Raw genomic sequence first — 24,594 nt, 5'->3', positions numbered from 1 at the left:
CTATTCTCCCGCGCTGACCTGGGCGGGTGCTGGAAGCGAGTTGAGGGCGCGCGCGAGTCCTCCGTCGAGCACGTCGTCCGTCACCTCGCCCGCGGCATCCTTCACCTCGGCAGGGGCCTGCCCCATCGCGACCGCGCGTCCGCCCAGCGAGCGCGACCAGCCGAACATCCCGATGTCGTTGCGTCCATCGCCCGCCACGAGGATCCGGTCGCCATCCAGCCCGAGCTCGGTGCGCACGCGCTCCAGGGCCGTGCCCTTGTCCACGCCGTTCGGGGCGATATCGAGCCACGCCGTCCAGCCGATCGCGTACGAGACCTCGTTGAGCCCGGCATCCGCGACCAGCCGATGGAAGTCGTCCTCGTCGTGCCCCGGCGAGACCACGACGATGCGCGACACCGGCTCATCCGCGAGTTCCTCGAACGACACCTGCCGGCCGCCGTCGAGCGTCCAGTCGTCGAGCTGCTGCGTGTACAGCCGCTGCCCCGACCCGAGCTCCACCATGTACCGGGCATCGGGCAGGCGATCGCGGAGCAGCTCGAGCACGGGCGAGGGGTCGAAGGTCTCGACGTTCCAGCGCACCCACTCCCCCTGGATCATCCGCATCGTGACCGCGCCGTTCGAGCACACCACGAACTCGGGTGCGATCCCGAGCTCCTCGACCCAGCGCTGGGTGGCCATCCAGCTGCGCCCGGTGGCGATCGTGACATGGTGGCCGCCGTCCCGCAGGCGGGCGACGGCCTCCGGCACGCCGGGGCTCATCGTCTCGTCCTGGAGCAGGATCGTTCCGTCGACGTCGAGGGCCACCAGCCACGGGGTCCCTGAGCCTGTCGCCTGTACTGAGCGAACGCCGGCGAGTCGAGGGGAAGGGTCGGTCACGCCAGCGGCTCCAGCACGTCCAGGCCGCCCAGGTAGGGCCTCAGCACCTCGGGCACACGCACGGATCCGTCCTCCTGCTGGTGCGTCTCGAGGATCGCCACGATCCACCGCGTGGTCGCCAGCGTGCCGTTGAGGGTCGCGACCGGCTGCGTCTTGGACGGAGCGCTCCCGCCCGCCGGGTCCTCCGGACGGTAGCGCGTGTCCAGGCGACGGGCCTGGTAGGTGGTGCAGTTCGAGGTCGAGGTGAGCTCGCGGAACGCGCCCTGCGTCGGCACCCACGCCTCGATGTCGTATTTGCGCGCAGCGCTCGATCCGAGGTCCCCGGCCGCGACGTCGATCACGCGGTAGGCGAGGCCGAGAGCCGTGAGCATCTCCTCCTGCAGCGCGACCAGGCGGAGGTGCTCCGCCTCGGCGTCCTCAGGCGTGGTGTAGACGAACATCTCGAGCTTGTTGAACTGATGCACGCGGATGATCCCGCGGGTGTCCTTGCCGTGCGACCCGGCCTCGCTGCGGTAGCAGGTCGACCAGCCGGCGTAGCGGAGGGCGCCCTGCGACAGGTCGAGGATCTCGTCCTTGTGATATCCGGCGAGCGGGACCTCGCTCGTGCCGACGAGGTACAGGTCCTCCTTGTCGAGGTGGTAGACCTCGTCGGCGTGCTCGCCGAGGAATCCGGTGCCCTGCATGATCTCGGGCCGCACGAGCGTGGGGACGATCATCGGGGTGAAGCCGTTCTGCAGCGCCTTGTCGAGCGCGAGGTTCATCAGCGCGATCTCGAGGCGGGCGCCGATCCCCTTCAGGAAGTAGAAGCGGGCACCCGAGACCTTCGCGCCGCGCTCCATGTCGATCGCCCCGAGGATCTCGCCGATCTCGAGGTGGTCGCGGGGCTCGAATCCGAATGCCGGCACGTCGCCGACGCGGCGCAGCTCGACGAAGTCGGCTTCGCCTCCGGCCGGAACGCCGTCGATCACGACGTTCTCGATCAGGGCGAGGGCGGCGGATGCGGCATCCGAGGCCTCGTTCGCGACCTGCTGCGCCTGCTTGACGCGGTCGGCGAGGTCTTTGGCCTGCGCGACGAGGGCGGCCTTCTCCTCCTTGGGAGCCTTCGCGACCTGCTTGCCGAAGGCGTTCTGCTCCGCCCGCAGCTCTTCGAATGCGGCGAGCGCGGTGCGGCGCGATCGGTCGGCCTCGAGGGCAGCGTCGACGGTCGCCACGTCGTTTCCGCGGGCGGCCTGTGAGCGGCGGACGATCTCGGGATTGTCGCGGAGCAGAGCGAGGTCGATCATCCTCCGATTCTACGTGTGTCTTGATTCTGCCCCGCGGACGCAGAACCACGCAAGCGGGCCTCGCTCGCACGGAGAGGGTGCGGATGCCGGATTAGAGTAGCGCCATGACGACGCATCCCGGGGCCAGGCCGCAGGCAGCGCTCGTCTACAACCCGCTCAAGGTCGATGAGAAGCGACTGCGCGCCCAGGTGCTCGCCCTGTCGAAGGAGGCGGGGTGGGAGCATCCGGCCTTCTACCCCACGACGGTGGCCGACGCCGGCCAGGGGCTCACCCGCGAGGCGCTGGAACGCGGCGTCGCCGTGGTCCTCGTCGCGGGAGGCGATGGCACCGTCCGCGCGGTGTCGGAGGCGATCGCCGGCTCCGGCGTGCCCCTCGCGATCATCCCGAGCGGCACAGGCAATCTGCTCGCCCGCAATCTCGGACTCCCCCTCGGCGAGACCGAGGTCATGATCCGCGCCGCCCTGGGCGGCGACCGGCACGCGATCGACATCGGGTGGGCCGAGATCACCCGGCTCGGCGGCGAGAAGACGACGCACGCGTTCGTGGTGCTGGCAGGCATCGGACTGGATGCCGACATGATCGCGAACACGCGGTCCGACCTCAAGAAGACGGTCGGCTGGATCGCCTACGTCGACGGAGCGGCCCGCTCTCTCGCGAAGGCGCAGGCGTTCCGCGCGGTGTACCAGGTCGACGAGGAACGGCTGCACTCGGCCAAGGTCCACAGCATCCTGTTCGCCAACTGCGGCACGCTTCCCGCGGGTATCGAGCTCGTGCCCGAGGCGTCGATCGCCGATGGCACGCTCGATATCGCCGTCATCCAGCCGACCGGCGTCCTCGGCTGGCTGAACGTCTGGCGCAAGATCTGGTGGGACAACTCGGTGCTGCGCCGGAGCAGGGTGGGGCGCAGAGCCCTGGAGCGTCACCGCAGGAACGCGGCCGTGCACTACTTCCGCGGCGAGGCGGCCGAGGCCGCCGCCACGAAGCCCACGCCCGTGCAGATCGACGGAGACGAGTTCGGCGAGGCCGTGCGGATGGTCTGCCGCGTGGAGGCGGGAGCCCTGCTGCTCGCGCTTCCGGCCGGGCACCCCATCGATCGGCTGTGACGGTCAGCCGCGCACCGGAACCGTGGCGTCGAGACCGCCGCCGACCAGCGTCAGCATGAAGGCATCATCGTCGACCTGGTCTTCGGGGAAGGCGATGAGGGTCCCTCGAGGCGCCATGTCCATGGTGCACACCTTGCTGTCGTCCGTGACGAAAGTCACGGTTCCGGCAGCTCCCGCACCGTCGACGGATTCGACGACGGGCGGGCAGCTCGACGATCCCCAGGTGAGCAGCACGAGCGAGCCGTCATCGATCCAGCCCGCGCTCGGGAGGTAGTCGGTCGGCGTTCCGGGGGCGCCGGCGAACGCGGCGTCGCCGTCGAGGTCGACATCGTCGACGACATCGCCGTAGGTGACGTCGAGAGTGATCTCCTTCGTCGGATCGACGCCCTCGGTGAGCGCTCCGATGCTCGCTCGAGGAGCGTAGTCGGCCGTGCAGACCGTGTCGGCGGGCGCGGTGTCCTCGAGCACGACCGACACGACCTGTCCCTGTGCGGAGACCTCTCCGACCTGCGGGACGCAGGCCAGGCTCGACGATCCGTGGCTGATCACGGCGAACATCCGCCCGCCGTCCAGGATGGTGGCGTCGAAGTCCGCGTCGCCGGCCCCCTGCGAGGCCTCCGATGACGGCGAGGCCGAACCGCTCGGAATCTGCGCGCCCGGGCCCGACGACGCGCATCCGGCGATCAGCAGGACGCCGGCGAGCGCGGACAGGACGGGAAGCAGGCGCGTGGGGGAGTTCATGCCCTCCACGGTATCCAGCACTCCGGGCGGTCGCTACTGCAGTGCCGAGGTGAGCCGGGCGAGGTTGTCGAGTACCGTCGAGCGGAGCGGCTGCTGCATCCACTCCTCGAGCGTCAGCTCGCGGCTGAGCGCGCGGTATTCGGCCTCGACCTCGCGCATCTCGGCGACGAACTCCTCGCCGCGCACGAGCATCGACACCTCGAGGTTCAGGCCGAAGGACCGCATGTCCATGTTGCTCGACCCGATCACCGCGACCTCATCGTCGATCGTGAGGCTCTTGGTGTGCAGGATGTACGGCTTGCGATACATCCAGATGCGCACGCCGGCCCTGAGAAGCGCCTCGTAGTAGCTGCGCTGCGCGTGATAGACCATCGCCTGATCGCCCTCTTCCGAGACGAAGAGCTGCACGTCCACGCCGCGGTCGACGGCCGCCGTGACCGCGAGCAGCAGCGCCTCATCGGGCACGAAGTAGGGGCTGACGATCATGATCTTCTCTTTGGCCGCGTACAGAAGGCCGAGGAAGAGCCGCAGGTTGTTCTCGACCTCGAAACCCGGCCCCGAGGGCACGACCTGGCAGTCGAGATCGCCCGTGCCCGGCTGCGCAGAGGTGATGTCGATCTCTTCGAGGATGTCGTCGGTCTCGCTGTACCAGTCGGCCACGAAGATCGCGTTGACGCTGAGTACGACGGGCCCGTCGATGCGCACCATCAGGTCGACCCAGTGCAGGCCGCGCTTGATGTTCTTGGGCAGGTTGTACGTCGAGTCGGTGACGTTCTGCGAGCCGAGGAACGCGACCTTGCCGTCGACCACGAGGAGCTTGCGGTGATTGCGCAGGTCAGGGCGCTGCATCCGCCCCTTCAAGGGCTGGACGGGCAGCATGAGATGCCAGTCGGCGCCCATGTCGTTCAGGCGTCTGATCGTGGCGCGATAGCGGGGCTTCCAGCGGTTCGCCCAGTGGTCGAGAAGCACTCGCACGGTCACGCCGCGCGCGGAGACCTCTTCGAGGGCGCGGAAGAAGTTGTCGGTCGAGGCGTCGGCCTGCAGGATGTAGAACTCGACGTGGACGTACTCGGTCGCCTTGCGGATCTCCTCTGCCATGGCGTCCAGAGAATCCTGATAGCCGGCGATGAGGTGCGCCCCGTTGTCGCCGGAGATCGGCAGCGCCCCCAGGCGCTGGTTCATCTCGACGAGAGGGGGGAACCAGTTGGGCGCGTCGGGGCGAAGCGTGCCGAAGTGCAGCTGCTCGCTGGTGTCGTGGATGTACTGGTTGATCTGATCCTGCTTGCGGCGGCGGGCGCGAGGAAGCCGCGGATTGCCGATCAGCAGGAAGAGCAGAACACCGATGTAGGGGATGAAGAACACCGCGAGCAGCCAGGCCATCGCGGCGGTCGGGCGGCGATTGCGCGGGATGATGATGATCGCGGTGACGCGGATCGAGAGGTCGAGCACGACGAGGAGCGCGGCGAGCCACAGTCCCCACGCGTCGGCACTCATCCGGAGCCTCTCAGCGAGTCGTTGCCGCGACGATGGCCGCGGCGAGCGCGGATCCCGACGCTCTCGCTAACAGTAACCGATGCCGGCGACGTCGCTCAGACGCGCGGAGGCAGACCGCGCGCGGCGCGCTCCTCGGCTTCGATCCTGGCGTGCACGCGTCGCTCGGTGCGGTCGAAGCGCAGGATGCTGCGGATCACGAAGTAGAAGACCGTGCACACGGCGAGGGTCGGCAGAATCGACCAGGCAGCCGTGAGCCAGAAGTTCTCCATGCCTCCATGGTACGCGAGCGACTCATACTGCACATTGGGCGATCTTCAGCTTTCGAGCGGTTTCGCCTGTGGAGAGCCCCCGCAGCCGCCGCATTGCTCGCACACTCTCGGAATGACCACACTTCTCCGAGCATCCGACTCCGCCGAGTTCCTCGGCCTGGTACCCGCTCTGGCGGGATTCACCCCGACGCAGAGCCTGGTTCTGCTTCCGTTCCACGGTACTCGCGCCCACGGCGCCATGCGCCTGGATCTGCCGCACGACGACGTCTCCCCCGACGTCTACGCGGATGCGGCCATCGGTCTCATCGCGAAAGTGGAGGGAGCGGATGCCGTCGCCGTCGTCGTCTACTGCGACGACGATCCGTGCCCCACGCCCGATGGGCTCGTGCTGCCGCTGATCATCCAGATCGACGAGCTGCTCGGATGTGCGGAAGAGGCCGGGCTGCGAATCGTCGACGCCCTGTGCGTGACGCCGAGCGGCTGGTCGAGCTACCTCGAGGACGACCCCGAGCTCGCCCCGCTGCCTGCCGCGGACCCGCTCGCGGTCGATCAGCATGCCGGAGCCGAGCTACCGACGGCAGATCTCGTCGAGAAGGAGCATGTCGGACGAGCGCTGAGCGACATCCGCGCTCTGCTCGACCGCGAGGAGCACGCGCATCTCGACGGCTCGGAGAACCCTCTCGCCATCGCGGCACTCGTGATGCTGGAAGACATCCCGGAGTTCTTCGAGACGCTGCTGGAGTCACCCGACCACCAGCCGCCGTTCGCCACCGCCGCCCTGCTCTGGTGTCTCGATCGTCCGCTCCTGCGCGACGTCGCTCTCGTGCAGTGGGCGACGTCACTCGCTGACGGCGTCCGCACGCTCGAGGCGCAGTACGAGTTCGCCGAGGCGGGCACGCGCGCCCCCGACGATCTGGGGAGCATCTTCCTCGGGCGCGGGCCGTCTCCGGACGTCGATCGGCTCCAGACCGCGCTCACCGTCGTCCGGCTGGCCGCCGCTCGCGCGCCGCGCGACTCACGGCCCGCTCCCCTCACGATCGCCGCCTGGCTGTCGTGGGCCCTGGGCCGCGCGACCCACGCGGAGCACTATCTGAGGCTGGTGCGCGAGATCGACCCCGCGTACGGCCTGGCCGAGCTGCTGGGCACGGTGGTGGGCGCCGGGATGCTGCCCGAGTGGGCGTTCCGACGCGGCCCCCGCGGCGCCGGCCGAGCTACTTGACGAGCGGAAAGAGGATCGTCTCGCGGATGCCGAGGCCGGTGATCGCCATGAGCAGGCGGTCGATGCCCATGCCCATTCCGCCGGACGGCGGCATGGCGTGCTCGAGCGCACGCAGGAACTCCTGGTCGATGGGCATGGCCTCGACGTCTCCGCGGGCGGCGAGCTTCGCCTGCTCCTCGAAGCGCTCACGCTGGATCACGGGGTCGACCAGCTCCGAGTATCCGGTCGCCAGCTCGAAGCCGCGGATGTAGAGGTCCCACTTCTCCACGACGCCCGGGGTCGAGCGGTGCTCGCGGACGAGCGGGGAGGTGTCGACGGGGAAGTCCATCACGAAGGTCGGACGCACGAGGTCGCCCTTCACGAAGTGCTCCCACAGCTCTTCGACGAGCTTGCCGTGCGTCGCCTGCGGTGGCAGATCGACGCCGCTCGCCTCGGCGAAGGCCATGAGGTCCTCGACCGAGTCCTGCGGGGTGACCTCACGGCCTGACGCCGCCGAGAGCGACTCGTACATCGAGATGCGATCCCACTCGCCGCCGAGGTCGTACTCGGTGCCGTCGGCCCAGGTCACGGTCGTGGAGCCTGCCACGGCGACGGCCGCGTTCTGCACGAGCTCCTGGGTGAGAGCCGCCATCTGGTTGTAGTCGCCGTAGGCCTGGTAGGCCTCGAGCATCGCGAACTCGGGGCTGTGCGTGGAGTCGGCCCCCTCGTTGCGGAAGTTGCGGTTGATCTCGTACACCCGCTCGATGCCGCCGACCACGGCGCGCTTCAGGTACAGCTCCGGCGCGATGCGCAGGTACAGCTCCGTGTCGAAGGCGTTCGAGTGAGTGATGAAGGGGCGGGCGGACGCACCGCCGTGCTGCACCTGCAGCATCGGCGTCTCGACCTCGAGGTAGTCATGACTCGTGAACGTCGCTCGGAGGCTCGCGTTCACCGCAGCTCGGGCGCGCACCGTGGTTCGAGCCTGCTCGCGCACGATCAGGTCGAGGTAGCGGCTGCGGACGCGGCCCTCCTCGCTCAGCTCGGCGTAGGCGTTCGGAAGCGGCAGGATCGCCTTCGAGGCGATCTTCCAGTCGTCGGCCATGATCGACAGCTCACCACGGCGGCTGGAGATGACCTCACCGTGCACGAAGACGTGGTCGCCCAGGTCGACGTACTCCTTCCAGTCGGCGAGCGACTCCTCGCCGACGTTGGCGAGAGAGATCATCGCCTGGATGCGCGAGCCGTCACCGGCCTGCAGCGTCGCGAAGCAGAGCTTGCCGGTGTTGCGGCTGAAGACGACGCGGCCGGCCACCCCGACGACGACGCCTGTCTCGGCGCCGGCCTCGAGCTCGCCGTACTCGGTGCGCAGCGCAGGGATCGTGTGCGTGACGGGAACGCTGACGGGGAACGCTCCCCCACCGGCATCCGCGCGCTTCGCGATCAGACGCTCGCGCTTTGCGAGCCGAACGGCCTTCTGCTCGTGGATCTCCTCTTCGGTGGCCTCGACCCCCGTCTGGGTCGCTGCGCCCCCGTCCTGGGTCGCTGAGCTTGTCGAAGTGGGCGCGGCGGACGCGTCAGTCATGTGCGGGGCTCCTTGGAAGTCGCATCCAGTTTACCGACGCGAGCCTGAGCCCCCGGCCCTCACCCTCGCGCTGCTCTTCCACGCTCACGCGGGAGAAACGTCAGCAGCGCGAGCGCCTCTCAGCGGCGCTGCACGACGTTCCGCAGCGCGAACGGGCGCGGCCGGCGGGATCAGATCAGGGGCGGCGGCGTGGATGCTTCGCGAAGCGCTCGCTCGACGGTCGACTGCACGAGGGCCGAGAGGTATCCGCCCGGGTTCTCCACGCCGATCTCGCGCAGCTGCGCGGTCGACTGGCCGATGATCGAGCGCGAGAACGCGGTGACCGCCTCGATCGCGTCGGCGTAGGCTGCTCGGTCGGCCTCGGCCACGACCACCGGCTCGCACCCGACCTCGACCGCCAGCGCCTGCGCGATCGGCAGCACCGCGGGCGGAGCGGTCACGGCGGCGTATCCGGCCTGCAGCTGACGCAGGTCGATCGTCGTTCCCGTGAAGGTGATCGCCGGATGCACGGCGAGCGGGATCGCACCGCGCTCCGCAGCCGGGCGCAGCACTTCGATGCCATAGGCGGGGTCGGTGTGCAGCACGAGCTGGCCGAGCTGCCAGCCCCCGATCTCGGCTATGCCGGCGACCAGTCCCGGGAGCTGCTCGTGCGGAACCGCGATCACCACCAGCTCGCTGCGGCGAACCACATCGAGCGCATCGAGCACCGGCACGTCGGGCAGCACCGCCGAGGCCCGTTCGTCATCAGACCCTGAGGTGATCCCGACGACGGCGTGCCCCGCTCCGGCGAGCGCGGCGCCGATCACGGGACCGACCCGGCCGGCTCCGATGATGCCGACGCCGAGGCGACCGTCACGCCGCTGCAGATCACTCATCGGTCGACGCGGGGTCCGCCGGCGGCACGGGGTTGACCGGCGACGCTGCCGGAGCCGGAGGAGAGGCCGCAGGCGGTGCGGCCGGCGGCACGGGATCGACCTGCGGCACGATCGGAGCCGGAGGAACCACCGCGGGCGGTGGAGCCACAGGAGGCGGAGGCGGAGTCTGTCGGTACGCCGGTGCATCCGAGGATCCCGGTGCAGGCGACCAGCTCGGCGCGGCAGCCGGCGCGAAGCCGGGAGGCATGTAGACCGGCGTTCCGCCGGGCCCTTGTGAACCGTTCGGCAGCGGCGCCGCGGGCGGCAGCGGCGCACCCGACGGATATCCCGGTGCGGCGTACGCCGGTCCGCCGGCAACCGCTGCATGCTCGCCCCAGCGGTGCGTCCGATCGCGGGCCGCCGCGAGCACAGCGGCTCGGCTCACCCCGTTGATGAGCTCGAGCGCATCCGCGCGTTCGAGCCCCGACAGCGTTCCCGTGATCGGACCCTGCACCGAGTGCACCTGGGCGCCCGACACGCGCTGCGCGCGGTCGATCGGCCCCTGAGAGAGCGACACTCCCTGAAGGCGCGCAAGCGGGAAGATCGCGAGCTTGCGCCAGACCGTGCCTCGGCGCAGGAGCACGCCGAACTCCGTGAGTGCGTAGCCGTGACGCTTCCACGAGACGGGCCGACGCCACCAGGCGCGCCCCGGCATGGTGCGATACGGATCGCCCGCCACAGGACCGAGGATGCCGTGCTCCCACACGAGCGGGATGTCGGAGGCGGGAGCGTCGGGAAGGATCAGCGCGAGCACGCGCTCGACGTCGGCGCGCTTGCCGACGGGCAGCACGATGTTGAACTGCTGCGCGTTGCCCGACTGCTGCTGCGCCGCGCTCTTGCCGCCCATGCGGTTGATCTTGATCGTCCACCATCCGAACGGGCGCCACAGCAGCGACTGCGACACCTCGACCGCGAAGATGCGGCCGGGCGGCAGAGTCTCGGTGACCGTCGTGAGCAGACCGTAGGTGATGCGCACACCGTCGGGGGTGGGCGCGATCGAATACCGAAGGGACTTGGAGATGCGTGCCCAGGTGATTCCGACGATCGCGACGATCATCGGAACGCCGATGCCGAATCCGAGGCCGATACCGAGGGCTCCGCGGGGAGCGTCGCCATCGAGGATCGCGCCTATGAGCACTCCGCCCATTGCGATGAGGAAGATCAATCCGAAGAAGATCACCCACACCAGGGTGCCGATGAGCTCGGCCCCGATCAGCCGCCCCGTGGGGATCCTGACGACGCTCTGCGGCGCCACATCGGCGAGGTCGACCCCGTTGATCATCCCGGTGACCCCGTGGTTCACCTCGCCGCGCAGCTGGGCACGCGGCGAGACGGACGGGAATGCGGATGCGGGAGCCGCTCCGTGGCGCGCGGCACGGGCGCCGGAGGCGAGGCGGAGGATGTCGGCTCGCACCGCCTCGGCCCTGGTGGTGGCCAGATACTCGAGCTCGACGTTCGCGTCGTTGCCCGCACCCACCACCTCGAGCTTGGCGAGCCCGATGATGCGAGCGGGGAACGGGCGAGTCAGGTTCACGCCCTGCACGCGGTCGAGCGGCGCCCTGCGGTGCGAGCGGAACACGATGCCCTTGCGCACCTCGACGTGGTCGCCGGTGATGCGGAACTGCTGGAACCGCCAGATCACCCAGAAGATCGCGATCAGCACGATCACGACGCCGAGCACCGAGAGCAGCACCACGAGCGCGAGGTTGTTCGACAGCACCCAGTCCACCGGATCGCCGCCGTACTGGTCGTAGTGGGCATCGGGCTCGAACAGGTCGACGACCCAGGCGATCAGACGCTCGCGCAGGTTGGCGATCAGGAACCCGCCGATCACGATCAGCGCCAGCCCGCCCTTGAACAGCGGGGTGAGCGGATGCATCCGATGCCATTCGCCGTCGGCGAGCGTCGGAGGCGGCCCGGGCACCGACGCAGGCGCTGCGACGTCCTGCGGCGTCGGGGGCTGCGTGCTCACAGCCCGGTCCGGCGCGTCTCGGCCACCTGGATCAGGGTGTCGCGCAGCGCCTCCGCGGCCTCCTGAGTGAGCCCCGGGATCTGCACGCCGGTCGTGGCGGCCGCCGTCACCATCTTCAGCTGCGACACCCCGAACGCGCGATCGAGCGGCCCCTGCGTGATGTCGACGAGCTGCATGCGACCGTAGGGCACGGCGATCATGCGCTGCCAGAGGATGCCCTTGCGGAACACGATGTCGTCGTCGCGCAGCATGTAGCCGATCGCCCTCGCCTGCCGGGGCAGGATGATGAGCGTGGCAAGTGTGAGCACGATGATGACGCCTGCGGGGATCAGCACCCACGTCTGCTCGAATGCGAAGTACACCACGAGCGCGGCGATCGCGACCACCGCGATGAAGATCAGGTTCTGCACGAACTGGGAGACCACGTAACGGGGCGAGATCTGGTGCCACACGCCGTCGAGCTCGAGGCGCGCGTCGCTGCGAGCGGTGCGCAGCTGCGTGTACGTCCCCTGATCGAGAGCGCCGGCGTCAGTGACTGCCGCCGAACTCAGCGGGGCCGGGCTCGGCATCGGGCTCTCGGGGTTCTGAGTCATCAGGGTCCTTCGGAAGGGTGCAGAACTGTTCGGCGACGAGCGCCGCGATCACGAGCACGAGCGAGCTCACGATCAGGGCGACCATCGCCACAGTCGACCCTACCTGCGGATCGATCGGCCGCGACAGGAGGAAGGCCAGCAGGCCTGCGCCGAAGCCGCCCATGATGGCTCCGAGCAGGCTCGACGCCCGCGCGAGGGTCACGGCGCGCATCGCGCGGAAGGGATCGATCCGGATGCCGGTGCGAACGCTTCTGCGCACCGGCCACGCGAGCGCGAGCGCCGCGCCGCCGATGATCACGAGCAGCACGGGCAGCAGCAACGAGGGGGCGAACGTCGCGCGCCCCATCGTCGTGAGCACCTGGTCGAGGACGAACCCTGCCGCCGCACCGATCAGGGCGAGGAGCACGAGGATGCCGGCCGAGGTGCGCTTCATCCGCGCCCCAGGCGGCGAAGCTCGTCGACGAGTCCTGCGACCAGGCCGTGCCCGGGGAGCACGGCATCCGGATCCAGTTCGAGCCACGGTTCGAGGACGAACAGGCGCTCGAATGCCCGCGGGTGCGGCAGCAGCACGTGCGGGTCGGTGGAGGTCTCGTCGCCGTAGGCGATGAGGTCGAGGTCGAGCGTGCGGTCACCCCAACGCTGGTGACGCTCGCGACCGTTCTCGTCTTCGATCGCGTGCAGCATGCCGAGCAGGATGCTGGGGGCCAGGCGTGTCGTGACGAGCGCCACCGCGTTCACATAGCCGGGCACATCCGGATCGGGTCCGTCGAGGGTGAGCGCGACCGTCTCGTGCAGCGGGGAGAGCCGGACGTCACTGACGAGCGGGAGCCGGCCGATGCGCTCGGCCGCGTTGCGGATCGTGTCCTCGCGGTCGCCGAGGTTGGCGCCGAAGGCCACGACCGCGACGGTTTCGGGTCGTCCCTCACGGGGCCCCGGGATGTGCGGCGGGTTCGCGAGGTTGCGGCTCATGCCACATCCTCCGTACGGACTCGGTTCACGGTGACCGAGACATCGGCGAAGCTCACCGGAATCGGCGCGTGCGGCTTGTGCACCGTCACGCTCGCGAAATGAACGCGCTGGTCGTCGAGCGCCACATCCGCGATGCGCTCCGCGAGCGTCTCGATGAGGTTCACCGGCTCCTCGCCGACGACGGCCGCGATCTTCTCCGCGAGTTCGCCGTAGTGCACGGTGTCTGCGACATCGTCGGATGCCGCAGCCTGCCGCAGCTGCATGCCCAGGCGCACATCGATCGTGAACTCCTGCCCGTTCTCGCGCTCGTGCGCGTAGACGCCGTGGCGTCCGAACACCGTGAGTCCCGTCAGTGCGATCTGGTCCATGAAGTCCATGTTCATCCTTCCCAGGCGTGCGCGATCGTGAGCGCGTCGCGGGTCGAGGCGACGTCGTGCACGCGCACCGCCCAGACTCCGGCGCGCGCGGCGAGCGCGCTCGTGACCGCCGTGGCGAGGTCGCGACGCGCCTCGGAGACCTCGATCTCCTCGTCGAATCCCTGAGCCGGGGCCACGCGCCCGGAGGCTCCAGTCAGCGCGCCAGCGCTGACTGGAGTGGGGCGTGGGGAGCGAAGGGCCTCCGCCAGAAACCTCTTCCGAGAGGTCCCGATGAGCACCCGCGGTCCGAGCGCGACGATCTCATCGAGCCCGCGCAGCACGTCCCAGTTCTGCGCCCCGGCCTTCGCGAACCCGATCCCGGGGTCGACGATCAGCCTCGAGGGAGCGATGCCGGCTGCCGCAGCCTCCCCCATGCGCTCCTGCAGCTCGCCCGCGACCTCACGGGCGACGCGACGGTAGTCGGCGCGCGCGTACATGTCGGCCGAGAACCCGCGCCAGTGTCCGATCGTATAGTCGGCGCCCGATTCGGCGACCGCGGCGCGCATCTCGGGGTCGGCGAGTCCGCCCGACACATCGTTGACGATACGCGCCCCTGCCCGCACGGCTGCCGCAGCGGTCGAGGCGTTGAGTGTGTCGATGCTCACGGGAACGCCGGCGGCGGCCAGCTGCTCGATCACGGGCAGCACGCGCTGCTGCTCGGTCTCGGGGCTGACACGTTCCGCCCCCGGCCGTGTCGACTCCCCACCGACGTCGAGCACGCTCGCTCCGTCTCCGCGCAGCTTCAGCCCGCGCGCGACGGCGCTGTCGACGTCGAGGTAGCGTCCGCCGTCGCTGAACGAGTCGGGAGTGACATTGACGATGCCCCAGATGCCGGTCATGAGAGCGCCCCGCCAGAGTCCGAGAACCGGGTCGCCGAGCCTGCAGAAGCGCCGATGAGGGCGATGAGCTCGGCGCGCGCCGCGGCATCCGCATACTCCCCGCGAGCCGCGATCGTGAGCGTCGACGCTTCAGGCTGGCGGCCGCCGCGCATCGTGACACAGCCGTGGCTCGCGTCGAGCACGACCAGCACGCCGCGGGTGTCGAGGTGCTCGGCGATCGTGTCGGCGATCTGCTCTCCCAGCCGCTCCTGCACCTGCGGGCGGGCGGCGAGGATCTCGACGACCTTCACCAGGGCGCCGAGCCCGACGACCTGCTCCCCCGGGAGGTACGCGATGTGCGCATGCCCTGCGAAGGGCAGCAGATGATGCTCGCACACGGAGCGGAAGAGGATGTCGCGCAGCAGCACGGCACCCGAGGGCAGCGTGTCCGGTGCAGGCCCCCGAGTCACGCTGATCGTGCGCGCGAGAGGAGCCGCCGCATCCGCCCCTACTCCGGAGAAGAACTCGGAGTACAGCTCGGCCATGCGCGCAGGAGTCTGCTTGAGGCCGGGGCGATCGGGATCCTCGCCGATGGCCTCGAGCAGCTCATGGGTGAGGCGTTCGACGCGTTCCCGGTCGACGGCCACGGTCACGCCGTCGCAGGTCGTGCGTGACCGGCACCTGCCGATCCCGACTGCGTGCGAGGGGCCGACGCGGGCGCCTCCACCGACGCCGCGAGCGACACATCCTTCTTCGGCACCTCGATCGGAGGCCGCTCCGACACCGGGCGCTCGGTGCTCGAGAGCCACAGCGGGCGCTCCGGCAGCTTGCGCACTTCTGTGAAGATCTCGGCGATCCGGTTGTGGTCGAGGGTCTCCTCCTCGAGCAGAGCCAGCGCGAGCTTGTCGAGGATGTCGCGGTTGTCGCTGATCACCTGGTAGGCCTCGTTGTGCGCCTGCTCGATGAGTGCGCGCACCTCGGCATCGACCCGCTCTGCAATCGTCTCGGAGTACTCGCGCCCGCGACCCATGTCGCGTCCGGCGAAGGGCTCGCCGCTCTCGGAGCCGAGCTTGACCGGCCCGAGCTCGGTGGTCATGCCGTACTCGATCACCATCTTGCGGGCGATGGAGGTCGCCTTCTCGATGTCGTTCGAAGCGCCCGTGGTGGGGTCGTGGAAGACGATCTCCTCCGCGACGCGGCCGCCCATGGCGTAGGTCAGCTGGTCCTGCAGCTCATTGCGGGTGACAGAGTACTTGTCGTCCAGCGGCAGCACCATCGTGTAGCCGAGAGCCTTGCCGCGCGGCAGGATGGTGATCTTCGTCACCGGGTCGGTGTAGTTCATCGCCGCCGCAGCGAGAGCGTGGCCGCCCTCGTGGTACGCGGTGATGAGCTTCTCCTTGTCCTTCATGACGCGGGTGCGGCGCTGCGGGCCGGCGATCACGCGGTCGATGGCCTCGTCGAGCGCGCGGTTGTCGATCAGCTGCGCGTTCGAGCGGGCGGTGAGGAGGGCCGCCTCGTTGAGGACGTTGGCGAGGTCGGCTCCCGTGAAGCCGGGGGTCTTGCGGGCGACGACCTCGAGGTCGACGCTCTTCGACAGCGGCTTGCCCTTGGCGTGCACCTCGAGGATGCGCTGGCGACCCTTCAGGTCGGGCGCGTCGACGCCGATCTGACGGTCGAAGCGGCCGGGACGCAGCAGGGCGGGATCGAGGATGTCGGGACGGTTGGTCGCCGCGATCACGATGACGTTCGCGTTCGGGTCGAAGCCGTCCATCTCGACGAGCATCTGGTTCAGGGTCTGCTCGCGCTCGTCGTTGCCCCCGCCGAGACCGGCGCCGCGGTGACGGCCGACCGCGTCGATCTCGTCGATGAAGATGATGGCCGGGGCGTTCTCCTTGGCGACATTGAACAGGTCGCGCACACGCGAGGCGCCGACGCCGACGAACATCTCGACGAAGTCCGAACCGGAGATCGAGTAGAAGGGGGCCCCTGCCTCACCGGCGACGGCGCGGGCGAGCAGCGTCTTTCCGGTTCCTGGGGGGCCGTACAGCAGCACGCCCTTCGGGATGCGGGCGCCGATCGCCTGGAACTTGGCGGGGTTCTGCAGGAACTCCTTGATCTCATGGAGCTCTTCGATGGCCTCGTCGGCACCTGCCACGTCGGCGAAGGTGACCGTCGGGGTCTCCTTGTTGACGAGCTTGGCCTTGGACTTGCCGAACTGCATGACCTTGCCGCCGCCGCCCTGCATCGAGGAGAGCAGCCACCAGAACAGCAGGCCGAGCAGGAGCATCGGGATCAGGAGGGAGAGGAAGCCGTCGAACCAGCTCGCGCGCGGCACCGCGTCGTCGAAGCCCTTCTTGGGCGCGGCCTCGTCGATCGCAGCGACCACGTCGGCCGCGCGGGCCTCGACGTAGTAGAACTGCACGGTCTTCGACCCCTCGAACTCCTTCGACAGGGTCATGTCGACGCGCTGGTCGCCATCGGTGTTGACCACCTCTGTGACCGTGTCGCCGGAGAGCAGCTTCAGGCCCTCCTGCGTGGTGATCTGCTTGGGGCCGGCGAGGTTCGAGATCAGCAGGAACCCGCCGACGAACAGCAGTCCGATCAGCGCAACGTAGATCAGCGGATTACGGCTGAGCTTCTTCACATCCATGATCGAATCAGAGTATCGCGCGCGTCCTTGCCGTCGGCTGTGCGTTCACCCACGGCGTACCCGGCTCCCCCCTCTGGTTCGCTGAGCCCGTCCCGCTGGGTCGCTGAGACCGTCCCGCTGGGTCGCTGAGCCTGTCGAAGCGTCAGGCGTACACGTGCGGTGCGAGCACTGCCACGTCGCGCAGGTTGCGGTAGCGCTCGGCGTAGTCGAGGCCGTAGCCCACGACGAATTCGGTGGGGATGTCGAAGCCCACGTACTTGCAGTCGATCTTCACCTTCGCGGCCTCGGGCTTGCGCAGCAGCGCGAGCACCTCGATCGACTCGGCGCCGCGGGAGCCGAAGTTCTCCAGCAGCCAGCTGAGGGTCAGGCCGGAGTCGATGATGTCCTCGACGATCAGCACGTGCTTGCCGTTCAGGTCGCTGTCTAGGTCCTTGCGGATCTGCACCACGCCGCTCGACTTCGTGCTCGCGCCGTAGCTCGACACCGCCATCCAGTCCATCGGCGCATGGAACGGCAGCGCGCGCGCGAAGTCGGCCATCACCATCACGGCGCCCTTCAGGACGCCGACCAGGAGCAGATCCTTGCCCTCGTAGTCCGCGGCGACCTGCACTGCGAGCTCGTCGAGCTTCGCGATGATCTCTTCCTCTGTGACGAGGATCTGGGCAAGGTCGTCCTGGATGTCCGCGGCGCGCATGGATCGATTTTAGGTGATGGAATCGGATGCCGCGGCACCCGGCATCCGGTCTTCTCAACCGCCCAGGCGGCGCTGCATGTCCGCGTACGAGACCGCTCCGTCGAGAAAGCCCAGCGTGCCGGACTCGAGCAGCTCGCGTCCCGCCCGCTCGACGGCGTCGTAGGCGGCTCTGGCGATGCTGCCCCCGACGCTGACGCGGGTGACGCCGAGTTCGAACAGCGCGGGTGCTGCGATCACCGGGACCGTGAGACCGGCGACCATGTTCAGCGGCACGGGGATCTCGGCGGCGAGCCGCCGGATCGTCTCGGCATCCTTCACGCCCGGCACGAAGACGCAGTCGGCGCCCGCGGCGACGAACCGCTCGGCCCTGGCGATCGTCTCGCCGAAGGGGTCGCCGTCGAAGGTCGAGAAGTACGCGTCGGTGCGCGCGTTGAGCACGAACGTGCCCGCAGGCGCCGCTGCGCGTGCGGCCTCTAGCCGCCCGGCGGCGTCGTCGATCGGGATCAGCGTGCCGCCGACAGCATCCTCGATGTTGCCGCCCGCTATGCCCAGGGCCGCCGCCCGCGCCACCGTCTTTCCCACCGCCTCGGCGGTGTCTCCGTAGCCGGCCTCGAGATCGGCCGAGACCGGAACGCCGACCGCCGCGACGATCTCGGCGACGGCCTCGAACATGAGGTCGGCGCTGAGCGGGCCTCCGTCGGGGAGTCCTTTCGACCAGGCGATGCCCGCGCTCGTCGTCGCGATGGCGGGAAAGCCCAGCTGCGCCAGCAGGCGTGCGGAACCTGCGTCCCAGACATTCGGGATCACGAATCCGGGCCCTTGGTGCAGTGCGAGCAGAGCCTCGGCGCCGCTGTCTCCGACCATGCGTGTTCTCCGTCCGTCGACTCGTCCGATGGCGAGGTGTCGCCGCCGGTCGCGCCCGGGTACTGTGAGCGGAAAGAGGCGCAGACGCCTGACAACCGGAAGGATCCACCATGGCCCTTGACGACATCCTCTCGCAGGTTCCGATCGACGACATCGCCAAGAAGCTGGGGGTTTCTCACGAAGTCGCGAAGGAAGCCGTGGCGCAGGGCGGTGCCGTGCTGCTCGGCGGCCTCGCGAAGAACGCTTCGACCGACGAGGGCTCCTCGGCCATCGAGAACGCGCTCAAGCGCCACGAGGGCTCGGCGAACGTGACGTCTGTCGACGAGGTCGACGAGGAGGACGGCGGCAAGATCGTCTCGCACATCCTCGGCTCCGAGAAGCAGGACGTCACCGAGAAGCTCACGAAGTCCGACAAGACCGCGGGCATCGACTTCGGAAAGCTCCTTCCGATCCTCGCGCCCATCATCATGGGCCTGATCGCGAACGCGACCAAGGGCAAGTCGTCGGATGCCGGATCCGGAGGTGGCGGGATCGGCGACATCATCGGCGGGCTCCTGGGCGGGGGAAGCGGCGGCTCGGGCAGCTCCGCAGGCGGCGGGATCGGAGACATTCTCGGCGGGCTCCTGGGCGGCGGCTCGGGCAGCGGCTCAGGCGGCGGTCTCGGAGACATCATCGGCGGCCTGCTCGGCGGCAAGAAGTAGCGCCCCGGCTGATCGGCGAGGCCCCTGTTCAGTCACGCAGCTGAACAGGGGCCTCGCCGTTGCGCACGGGGCCTGACGAGTCGGAGGAAGGATGACGCCGGCCGCCGACGCGCTCAGGACTCGGCGGGCGGGTCAGGGGTCGCCGAGCAGCTGACGCGCGGCCGCGAGGGTGAGGCGCTCGAGGTCGGCGCCCGGCAGCGCTCCGGAGAGCGTCAGCGCGGCCAGCCCGTGCACGAGCGCCCACGAGGCGCGGCGGGCGTCGTCCCGTTCGATGCGGATGCGATCGTCGGGCACCGAGTCGAAGCCCGCCTGCAGCAGACCCGAGGCATGCGTCTGCGCCTCCTGCAGCGCGACGTCGTCGGCGTCGAGCAGGGACGGACGGAACATGACGGCGAAGTGCCCGGGATGCGCGGTCGCGAAGTCGACGTAGGCGACGGCCGTCCGGGCGAAATCTGCGGCGTCGACCGAAGGCTGCAGCGCGTCGCCGAGCAGCGTGAATCCCTCTGCGGCGAGAGCCGTGAACAGACCCCTCCGGTCTCCGAAGTGGTGAGCAGGGGCGGCGTGCGACACCCCTGCCCGTCGCGCCAGATCACGAAGCGACAGCGCTTCGGGCCCCTCGTCCGCGACGATCTCGGCGGCTGCGCGCAGGGCCTGGGCGCGGAGGCTGCCGTGGTGATAGCGATCGCTCATCCCTTCACCCTACCGATTATCTAGTCATTGACAAGTTTGGAGTGAGCGATTAACTTGTCAATGACTAGATAGGAGCACTCCATGGCACCCTTTCTCGCTCTGGTGACCGTGACGCTCGCCTGTCGGCTTCTGGGCGCGCTCGGAGTCGGGTACGTGCAGACCTGGCCCGATTCGCTCGCCGTCGGACTGGCCGCGATGTTCCTGCTGACCTCGAGCGCGCATTTCCTGCAGCCGCGGCGCGACGGGCTCATCGCGATCGTGCCGCCCCGGCTGCCGCGTCCCGATCTGATCATCACGGCCACCGGCATCCTCGAGATCGCGGGCGCGGTGGGCCTGCTGATCCCCGCGGCGACGATGCCAGGCATCCGGACCGCGGCGGCCGTCTGCCTCGCCGCACTGCTCGTCGCGATGTTCCCCGCTAACGTCCGGGCCGCGTCCGGGGAGCGGCATCCGGCCGCTCCCCGGACGCCGCTCGTTCCGCGCACGCTGCTGCAGATCCTGTTCATCGCGAGCGCGGTGATCGTGGCGGTCGCGCCCTGACGGCGTCCGATCCTCGCGCGACGGCTGCGTCCCGCTCAGCGAGCGGGGTCGGTGGAGGCCGTGAACACGACGCGGCCGCCGACGCGCGCGGCCGAGCATCCGGGCAGGTCGATGGGCCCCTGACCAGACCAGTCCGTGGCGAGCCGTGCGACCTCGAGCGTCTGCACTCGCGTCAGGCTCGCGCCGAACTCGCTGTCGACGACGAGCCGGATGATGCGGTTGCGCAGCGCAGCGGGATTCGCGGCGAGCGCGGCGACGCTGACCGAGATGCCGGCCTCGGCATGCTCGACGATGTCCTCGATGGTCTCGTGGATCATCTCGTCGAAAGCCTCGGCGTCCTCTCGCAGCTGCTCGGCCGTACGCGCCAGGGCCTCGGCGATGCCCGGCCCGAGCTCGGCTTCGAGCACCGGCAGCACGCGCTCCCGCACCCGGACCCGCGTAAAGCGGTCGTCGAGGTTGTGCGGGTCGTCCCAGAACTCCAGATCGGATGCCGCGCAGAACGCCCGCGTCGTCTCTCGCCGCACTGCGAGCAGGGGGCGCAGCCAGCGGATGCCGTCGCCGTCCTCGCGAGCCGGTGCCATGCCCTGCAGACTCGTCGCCCCCGAGCCGCGAGCGAGGCCGAGCAGTACGGTCTCGGCCTGGTCGTCGAGTGTGTGGCCGAGCAGCACCGCGGCGGCCCCGGCATCGAGCGCGGCGTCGCGCAGCACGCCGTACCGCACTTCGCGCGCGGCGTTCTCCGGGCCGCCCTCGTTGCCGACCTTCACCTTCACGATCAGGGGGTCGATGCCCAGGCGCGCCGCCGTTTGGGCTGTGCGGGTGGCGACGGCATCCGACCCTTGCTGCAATCCGTGGTCGACCGTCACCGACGCGACGCGCATCCTCCGCTTCGGAGCCTCGAAGGCGGTGGCCGCGGCGAGCGCCAGCGAATCCGCTCCTCCGGAGAGCGCCACGACGATGGTCGAGCCCTCCGGCAGATCGGCGAGCGCGGTGCGCACGGCGAGGCGGATCTCGGCGATGGCGGGTTTCAGCGAGGGCACACTACGACGTTAGTCGCAGGCCCGGTCAGCGCGCCGACCAGCCGCCGTCCATCGTGTAACTGGCGGGGATCGCCGAGTTCGCGGAGCGACTGCCGTACTGGATGGTGCTGCGCGGAGTCGATCGCCCTCCGCACCCCTGATCGGCTGTCCGCGCGTCGGATGAGCCCTCCGTTCGATACGCCCTATTCTTGCGCCGTGGCAGATCGCACCAGCACCCAGTCCTACAAGACCGAGCGTTTCAAGGCGTTCGTCGACGCGGTCGTCGCGATCGCGATGACGCTTCTCATCCTGCCGCTGACCGAGTCGGTCGCAGAGGCGGGTGCCGAGGGTCTGAGCACCATCGAGTTCCTCGACGAGCACTCGGGACAGCTGATGAGCTTCCTGCTGAGCTTCTTCCTCATCGCGAACTTCTGGATGGGGCACCACCGTCAGTACGACGAGGTCATCCGCGTCACACGTCCCCTGCTGCTGTGCAACGTCCTGTGGATGGCGACGATCGTGTGGCTGCCGGTGCCGACCGCGATGCTCGGGCAGATGGATACCGATGCGCTGCAGCAGACGCTCTACATCGGAACGCTCGTCCTCACCCAGGCCGTGACACTCGTCGGACGCGTCTACGTACTGCGGCATCCGGAGCTCACCACGGCATCGCCCTCGCGTGTCCAGCACGGCGCGGCGGCCGACATCGCCACCATCACCCTGTTCGTCATCGCGCTGGCGCTCAGCATCCCCCTCGGCCCGCGGGGGTACCTCGCGCTGCTCCTGCTGGTGCTCACCGGTCCCTTGGCGCGGCTGGTCCTGCGCATCTGGCCCGGCACGCACGGTGAAGGCGTCGAGCCGCCACGCGGCGATGCCGCAGACGTCTGACCAGCCGGATGCCGGACCTGAGGCTGCGCCGGTAGGCTGGTCGACGGCATCCAACCGTCTTTTCTGAGGAGCACACGCATGGGCGCACACGACGCCGTCATCGAGATCCCGCGCGGCAGCCGCGTGAAGTACGAGGTCGACCACGAGACCGGACGAGTGCACCTCGACCGCGTCCTCTACACGACCTTCGGGTACCCGGCCGACTACGGCTACTTCGACAACACGCTCGGCGAGGACGGCGACCCGCTCGACGTGCTCGTGCTCCTCGACCAGGCGATCTACCCCGGGGTCGTCGTCGAGGTCCGCCCCGTCGCCGTGCTGAAGATGAGCGACGAGGCCGGCGGAGACGACAAGCTCGTCGCGGTGCTGTCGAAGGACCCGCGCTGGGCGCACATCCAGGACATCGGCGACGTCGCCGAGTACACCAAGAAGGAGATCGAGCACTTCTTCGAGCACTACAAGGACCTCGAGCCCAACAAGTGGGTCAAGGTCGACGCGTGGGGCGACGCCGCCGAGGCGCAGCGCATCCTCGACGAGGCGATCGTCCGCTTCCAGGAGCAGGGTCACTGACCTCTGGGTTGCTGAGCCTGCCTCTGGGTTGCTGAGCCTGTCGAAGCAAGAATCCCCCGGTCGCCTCGCGGCCGGGGGATTCTTGTCGTTCTCTGCGAGCGAGGAAGAGCGGATGCTCAGACCGAGATGCCTCGCGCGGCCATGAAGTCGATCGGGTTCGTGGTCTTGCCGTTGATGTAGACCTCGAAGTGCAGGTGGCAGCCGGTCGAAGCTCCGGTGGTGCCTGCGTACGCGATGACCTGACCGGCGCTGACCTGCTGGCCGCGGCTCACCGCGAAGCCGCCGGGGCGGATGTGGCCGTAGCCGGTGCCGACGCCGCCACCGTGCTGGATGCGGATGTAGTTGCCGTAGCCGCCGTTGGGGCCCGCGAAATCGACGGTTCCCGAATGGGCCGCGTAGATCGCGGCGCCGCAGCCGTTCGCGAGGTCGACCCCGTAGTGGAACGCCGAGCAGGTGCTGCACGGCCGAACGCGGGGCCCGTAGCCCGAGCTGCGGTACCCGCCCTGCGGACGGACCCAGCCGTCGCGACCTGCGGATCCACCGCCGCCACCACCGCCGCCGTTCGCAGCAGCTGCCGCAGCTGCCGCGGCCTCGGCCGCCTTGCGCTGCTCCTCGGCGACGCGCACACCCTCCTGGTAGCCGGCGACCGTGGTGGCCGTGGCGTCCTTGAGGGCGGCGAGCTGCGCCTGCATCGTGGCGAGGTTGACGGTCTGCTCGTCGAGGGCGGCCTGTGCAGCGTCCGCTGCCGCCTGAGCCTCGATCATCTTCTGCTCTGCGATCTGCTGCAGGCGGTCGCGCTCGGTCTTGGCGACGACGGCCTGATCGCTCAGCGACTGCGCGGCGTCACGGGCTTGGGTCGCAGAGTCGTAGACCTTCTCGGTGTAGGCGTAGACCTTGTCCATCGTGCCGAGGCGCGAGAGCAGCTCGTCGGCATTCTCGGACGATCCGGAGAAGAACAGTTCGAGAGAGGTGTCATCCCCGCCGTCGCGATAGAGCTGGGTGGCGACCTGCGCCGCCTTGCGCTCTGCTTCGTCGGCCGTGGCGGCCTGCACATCTGCCTTCGACTGCAGCTCGTCGGCCTTGGCCGCGGCGTCGAAGAACGCCTGCTGCGCCTCGAAGAACGCCTGCCCCGCGGCTTCTGCAGCGGCCTGCGTCTCGGCGACCTTCTGGGTCAAGCTGTTGATGAGCCCTTGGATGCGGGTGACCTCGGCGGCCTTGGCCGATTCGTTGGCCATCGCGTTCTGCACGTCGTCCCAGCTCGGGTACGAGGCGGCATAGGCGGCGGAGACGCCGCTGGTGACTCCGAAGGCGCTGAGCGCGACAGCGCTGAGCGCGCCGAGTCCGAGAGCGTGACGGCGGCTCAGTGATCCGTTCTTCCAGAAGGCGCGGCTCTCAGCAGGAGTCGGTGCGCATCCGCAGTCTTCGGATGCCGCCTCCGCACTCTCTGCGATGGATGGCTTGTCGTTCACACGGACCCTTCCGCCCAGTTTCACTCATGCCACAGTAACAACAACTTTCACATCCGCAACAGGGTCTGCGGTGCATCCGCGGGCACGGTGAACAGCATCCATCGTCCTCCGAAACACGCCCGGGCGTAAGCAGACTCGCCCTCGATTCGCGATTTGGTCGAAACATCCCTTATGCTTGAGCGTCGGCAAGGAAGTCCCCCGGGACTGACTCGGCCCCATCGTTTAGCGGCCTAGGACGCCGCCCTTTCACGGCGGTAGCACGGGTTCGAATCCCGTTGGGGTCA

The 24,594-nt window shown here is 69.2% G+C and carries 26 protein-coding genes and 1 tRNA gene; 7 read left to right on the top strand and 20 right to left on the bottom strand.

The genetic code is table 11. The features are described from left to right. Both RS84_RS09705 and serS read right to left on the bottom strand, forming a co-directional pair. Window positions 1–876 carry an HAD family hydrolase gene (locus RS84_RS09705; RefSeq protein ID WP_414738814.1) on the bottom strand — a complete coding sequence of 292 codons (876 nt, stop codon included), beginning with the start codon at window positions 874–876 and terminating at the stop codon, window positions 1–3. Further along, window positions 873–2,159 carry a serine--tRNA ligase gene (gene serS / locus RS84_RS09700; protein ID WP_045257601.1) on the bottom strand — a complete coding sequence of 429 codons (1,287 nt, stop codon included), beginning with the start codon at window positions 2,157–2,159 and terminating at the stop codon, window positions 873–875. The genes RS84_RS09705 and serS overlap by 4 nt, the downstream gene beginning before the upstream one ends. A 104-nt stretch (window positions 2,160–2,263) precedes the next feature. Here serS and RS84_RS09695 point away from each other — a divergent pair, with 104 nt between their 5' ends. Further along, window positions 2,264–3,262: a diacylglycerol/lipid kinase family protein gene (locus RS84_RS09695; RefSeq protein WP_045257600.1), complete on the top strand. Its 999-nt coding sequence runs from the start codon at window positions 2,264–2,266 to the stop codon at window positions 3,260–3,262. A 3-nt stretch (window positions 3,263–3,265) separates the two neighbouring features. Here the strand turns inward: RS84_RS09695 and RS84_RS09690 are convergent, their stop codons facing one another. The 3 genes from RS84_RS09690 to RS84_RS19465 form a co-directional block, all read right to left on the bottom strand. Then, on the bottom strand, window positions 3,266–4,003 hold the full coding sequence (locus RS84_RS09690; protein WP_045257599.1) for a hypothetical protein: 738 nt from the start codon (window positions 4,001–4,003) through the stop codon (window positions 3,266–3,268). 33 nt (window positions 4,004–4,036) lie between these two features. Beyond that, a complete protein-coding gene (cls, locus tag RS84_RS09685) occupies window positions 4,037–5,497 on the bottom strand; it encodes a cardiolipin synthase (RefSeq protein WP_045257598.1) in 1,461 nt (486 codons plus the stop codon). A gap of 95 nt (window positions 5,498–5,592) precedes the next feature. Continuing rightward, the gene (locus tag RS84_RS19465; protein ID WP_192625960.1) at window positions 5,593–5,766 is read right to left on the bottom strand and encodes a hypothetical protein; all 174 of its coding nucleotides are present in this window, start codon (window positions 5,764–5,766) and stop codon (window positions 5,593–5,595) included. Window positions 5,767–5,878: 112 nt separating this feature from the next. Between RS84_RS19465 and RS84_RS09680 the strand changes: the two genes are divergently transcribed. Next, window positions 5,879–6,985: a DUF4192 family protein gene (locus RS84_RS09680; protein ID WP_045257597.1), complete on the top strand. Its 1,107-nt coding sequence runs from the start codon at window positions 5,879–5,881 to the stop codon at window positions 6,983–6,985. Here RS84_RS09680 and lysS read toward each other — a convergent pair. From lysS to RS84_RS09620, 12 genes are all read right to left on the bottom strand, one after another. Beyond that, complete coding sequence (lysS, locus tag RS84_RS09675) at window positions 6,978–8,546, bottom strand: lysine--tRNA ligase (protein WP_045257596.1); 1,569 nt, start codon at window positions 8,544–8,546, stop codon at window positions 6,978–6,980. The genes RS84_RS09680 and lysS overlap by 8 nt on opposite strands. Before the next feature lie 170 nt (window positions 8,547–8,716). Continuing rightward, window positions 8,717–9,421, bottom strand: a complete 705-nt coding sequence (locus RS84_RS09670; RefSeq protein ID WP_045257595.1) for a DUF2520 domain-containing protein — start codon at window positions 9,419–9,421, stop codon at window positions 8,717–8,719. After that, window positions 9,414–11,432 carry a PH domain-containing protein gene (locus RS84_RS09665; RefSeq protein ID WP_045257594.1) on the bottom strand — a complete coding sequence of 673 codons (2,019 nt, stop codon included), beginning with the start codon at window positions 11,430–11,432 and terminating at the stop codon, window positions 9,414–9,416. Before RS84_RS09665 ends, RS84_RS09670 begins: the two co-directional genes overlap by 8 nt. Further along, window positions 11,429–12,025, bottom strand: coding sequence for a PH domain-containing protein (locus RS84_RS09660; protein ID WP_045257593.1), 597 nt, complete (start codon window positions 12,023–12,025; stop codon window positions 11,429–11,431). Before RS84_RS09660 ends, RS84_RS09665 begins: the two co-directional genes overlap by 4 nt. Further along, window positions 11,961–12,458 (bottom strand): DUF3180 domain-containing protein, encoded by a 498-nt coding sequence (locus RS84_RS09655; RefSeq protein WP_045257592.1) that lies wholly within the window; start codon window positions 12,456–12,458, stop codon window positions 11,961–11,963. Before RS84_RS09655 ends, RS84_RS09660 begins: the two co-directional genes overlap by 65 nt. Further along, a complete protein-coding gene (folK, locus tag RS84_RS09650; RefSeq protein WP_045257591.1) occupies window positions 12,455–12,994 on the bottom strand; it encodes a 2-amino-4-hydroxy-6-hydroxymethyldihydropteridine diphosphokinase in 540 nt (179 codons plus the stop codon). The genes RS84_RS09655 and folK overlap by 4 nt, the downstream gene beginning before the upstream one ends. Further along, entirely contained in the window at window positions 12,991–13,371 is a 381-nt protein-coding gene (gene folB / locus RS84_RS09645) for a dihydroneopterin aldolase (RefSeq protein ID WP_045257590.1), read from the bottom strand. Before folB ends, folK begins: the two co-directional genes overlap by 4 nt. Window positions 13,372–13,373: 2 nt before the next feature. After that, entirely contained in the window at window positions 13,374–14,249 is an 876-nt protein-coding gene (gene folP, locus RS84_RS09640; protein WP_045257589.1) for a dihydropteroate synthase, read from the bottom strand. After that, window positions 14,246–14,875 carry a GTP cyclohydrolase I gene (gene folE / locus RS84_RS09635; protein WP_045258088.1) on the bottom strand — a complete coding sequence of 210 codons (630 nt, stop codon included), beginning with the start codon at window positions 14,873–14,875 and terminating at the stop codon, window positions 14,246–14,248. The genes folP and folE overlap by 4 nt, the downstream gene beginning before the upstream one ends. Before the next feature lie 2 nt (window positions 14,876–14,877). Then, window positions 14,878–16,878 (bottom strand): ATP-dependent zinc metalloprotease FtsH, encoded by a 2,001-nt coding sequence (gene ftsH, locus RS84_RS09630; RefSeq protein ID WP_045257588.1) that lies wholly within the window; start codon window positions 16,876–16,878, stop codon window positions 14,878–14,880. Between the two features lie 142 nt (window positions 16,879–17,020). Next, on the bottom strand, window positions 17,021–17,572 hold the full coding sequence (gene hpt / locus RS84_RS09625; protein WP_045257587.1) for a hypoxanthine phosphoribosyltransferase: 552 nt from the start codon (window positions 17,570–17,572) through the stop codon (window positions 17,021–17,023). Between the two features lie 54 nt (window positions 17,573–17,626). Beyond that, window positions 17,627–18,436, bottom strand: coding sequence for an isocitrate lyase/PEP mutase family protein (locus tag RS84_RS09620; RefSeq protein ID WP_045257586.1), 810 nt, complete (start codon window positions 18,434–18,436; stop codon window positions 17,627–17,629). A gap of 110 nt (window positions 18,437–18,546) precedes the next feature. Here RS84_RS09620 and RS84_RS09615 point away from each other — a divergent pair, with 110 nt between their 5' ends. Next, on the top strand, window positions 18,547–19,137 hold the full coding sequence (locus tag RS84_RS09615; RefSeq protein ID WP_045257585.1) for a DUF937 domain-containing protein: 591 nt from the start codon (window positions 18,547–18,549) through the stop codon (window positions 19,135–19,137). Between the two features lie 132 nt (window positions 19,138–19,269). On the opposite strand, the gene RS84_RS09610 is transcribed toward RS84_RS09615, so the two are convergent. Further along, the gene (locus tag RS84_RS09610) at window positions 19,270–19,827 is read right to left on the bottom strand and encodes a TetR/AcrR family transcriptional regulator (RefSeq protein WP_045257584.1); all 558 of its coding nucleotides are present in this window, start codon (window positions 19,825–19,827) and stop codon (window positions 19,270–19,272) included. Window positions 19,828–19,908: 81 nt separating this feature from the next. Between RS84_RS09610 and RS84_RS09605 the strand changes: the two genes are divergently transcribed. After that, window positions 19,909–20,367 carry a DoxX family protein gene (locus RS84_RS09605; protein ID WP_045257583.1) on the top strand — a complete coding sequence of 153 codons (459 nt, stop codon included), beginning with the start codon at window positions 19,909–19,911 and terminating at the stop codon, window positions 20,365–20,367. A 35-nt stretch (window positions 20,368–20,402) separates the two neighbouring features. Here RS84_RS09605 and tilS read toward each other — a convergent pair whose 3' ends face one another. Further along, complete coding sequence (gene tilS / locus RS84_RS09600) at window positions 20,403–21,404, bottom strand: tRNA lysidine(34) synthetase TilS (protein ID WP_045257582.1); 1,002 nt, start codon at window positions 21,402–21,404, stop codon at window positions 20,403–20,405. A gap of 195 nt (window positions 21,405–21,599) precedes the next feature. Here tilS and RS84_RS09595 point away from each other — a divergent pair, with 195 nt between their 5' ends. Together RS84_RS09595 and RS84_RS09590 are read left to right on the top strand one after the other, a co-directional pair. Next, window positions 21,600–22,271 (top strand): TMEM175 family protein, encoded by a 672-nt coding sequence (locus tag RS84_RS09595; RefSeq protein ID WP_045257581.1) that lies wholly within the window; start codon window positions 21,600–21,602, stop codon window positions 22,269–22,271. A 78-nt stretch (window positions 22,272–22,349) separates the two neighbouring features. After that, window positions 22,350–22,841 (top strand): inorganic diphosphatase, encoded by a 492-nt coding sequence (locus RS84_RS09590; RefSeq protein WP_045257580.1) that lies wholly within the window; start codon window positions 22,350–22,352, stop codon window positions 22,839–22,841. Window positions 22,842–22,957: 116 nt separating this feature from the next. Here the strand turns inward: RS84_RS09590 and RS84_RS09585 are convergent, their stop codons facing one another. Continuing rightward, window positions 22,958–24,310, bottom strand: a complete 1,353-nt coding sequence (locus tag RS84_RS09585) for a M23 family metallopeptidase (RefSeq protein ID WP_052676310.1) — start codon at window positions 24,308–24,310, stop codon at window positions 22,958–22,960. Between the two features lie 211 nt (window positions 24,311–24,521). Here RS84_RS09585 and RS84_RS09580 point away from each other — a divergent pair. Next, window positions 24,522–24,594: transfer RNA gene (locus RS84_RS09580), tRNA-Glu, on the top strand.

The organism is Microbacterium hydrocarbonoxydans (assembly GCF_000956475.1).
Lineage (GTDB): Bacteria > Actinomycetota > Actinomycetes > Actinomycetales > Microbacteriaceae > Microbacterium > Microbacterium hydrocarbonoxydans_A.
Note: the sequence above shows the minus strand (reverse complement) of the source record. Positions and strands in the feature narration are given on the sequence as shown.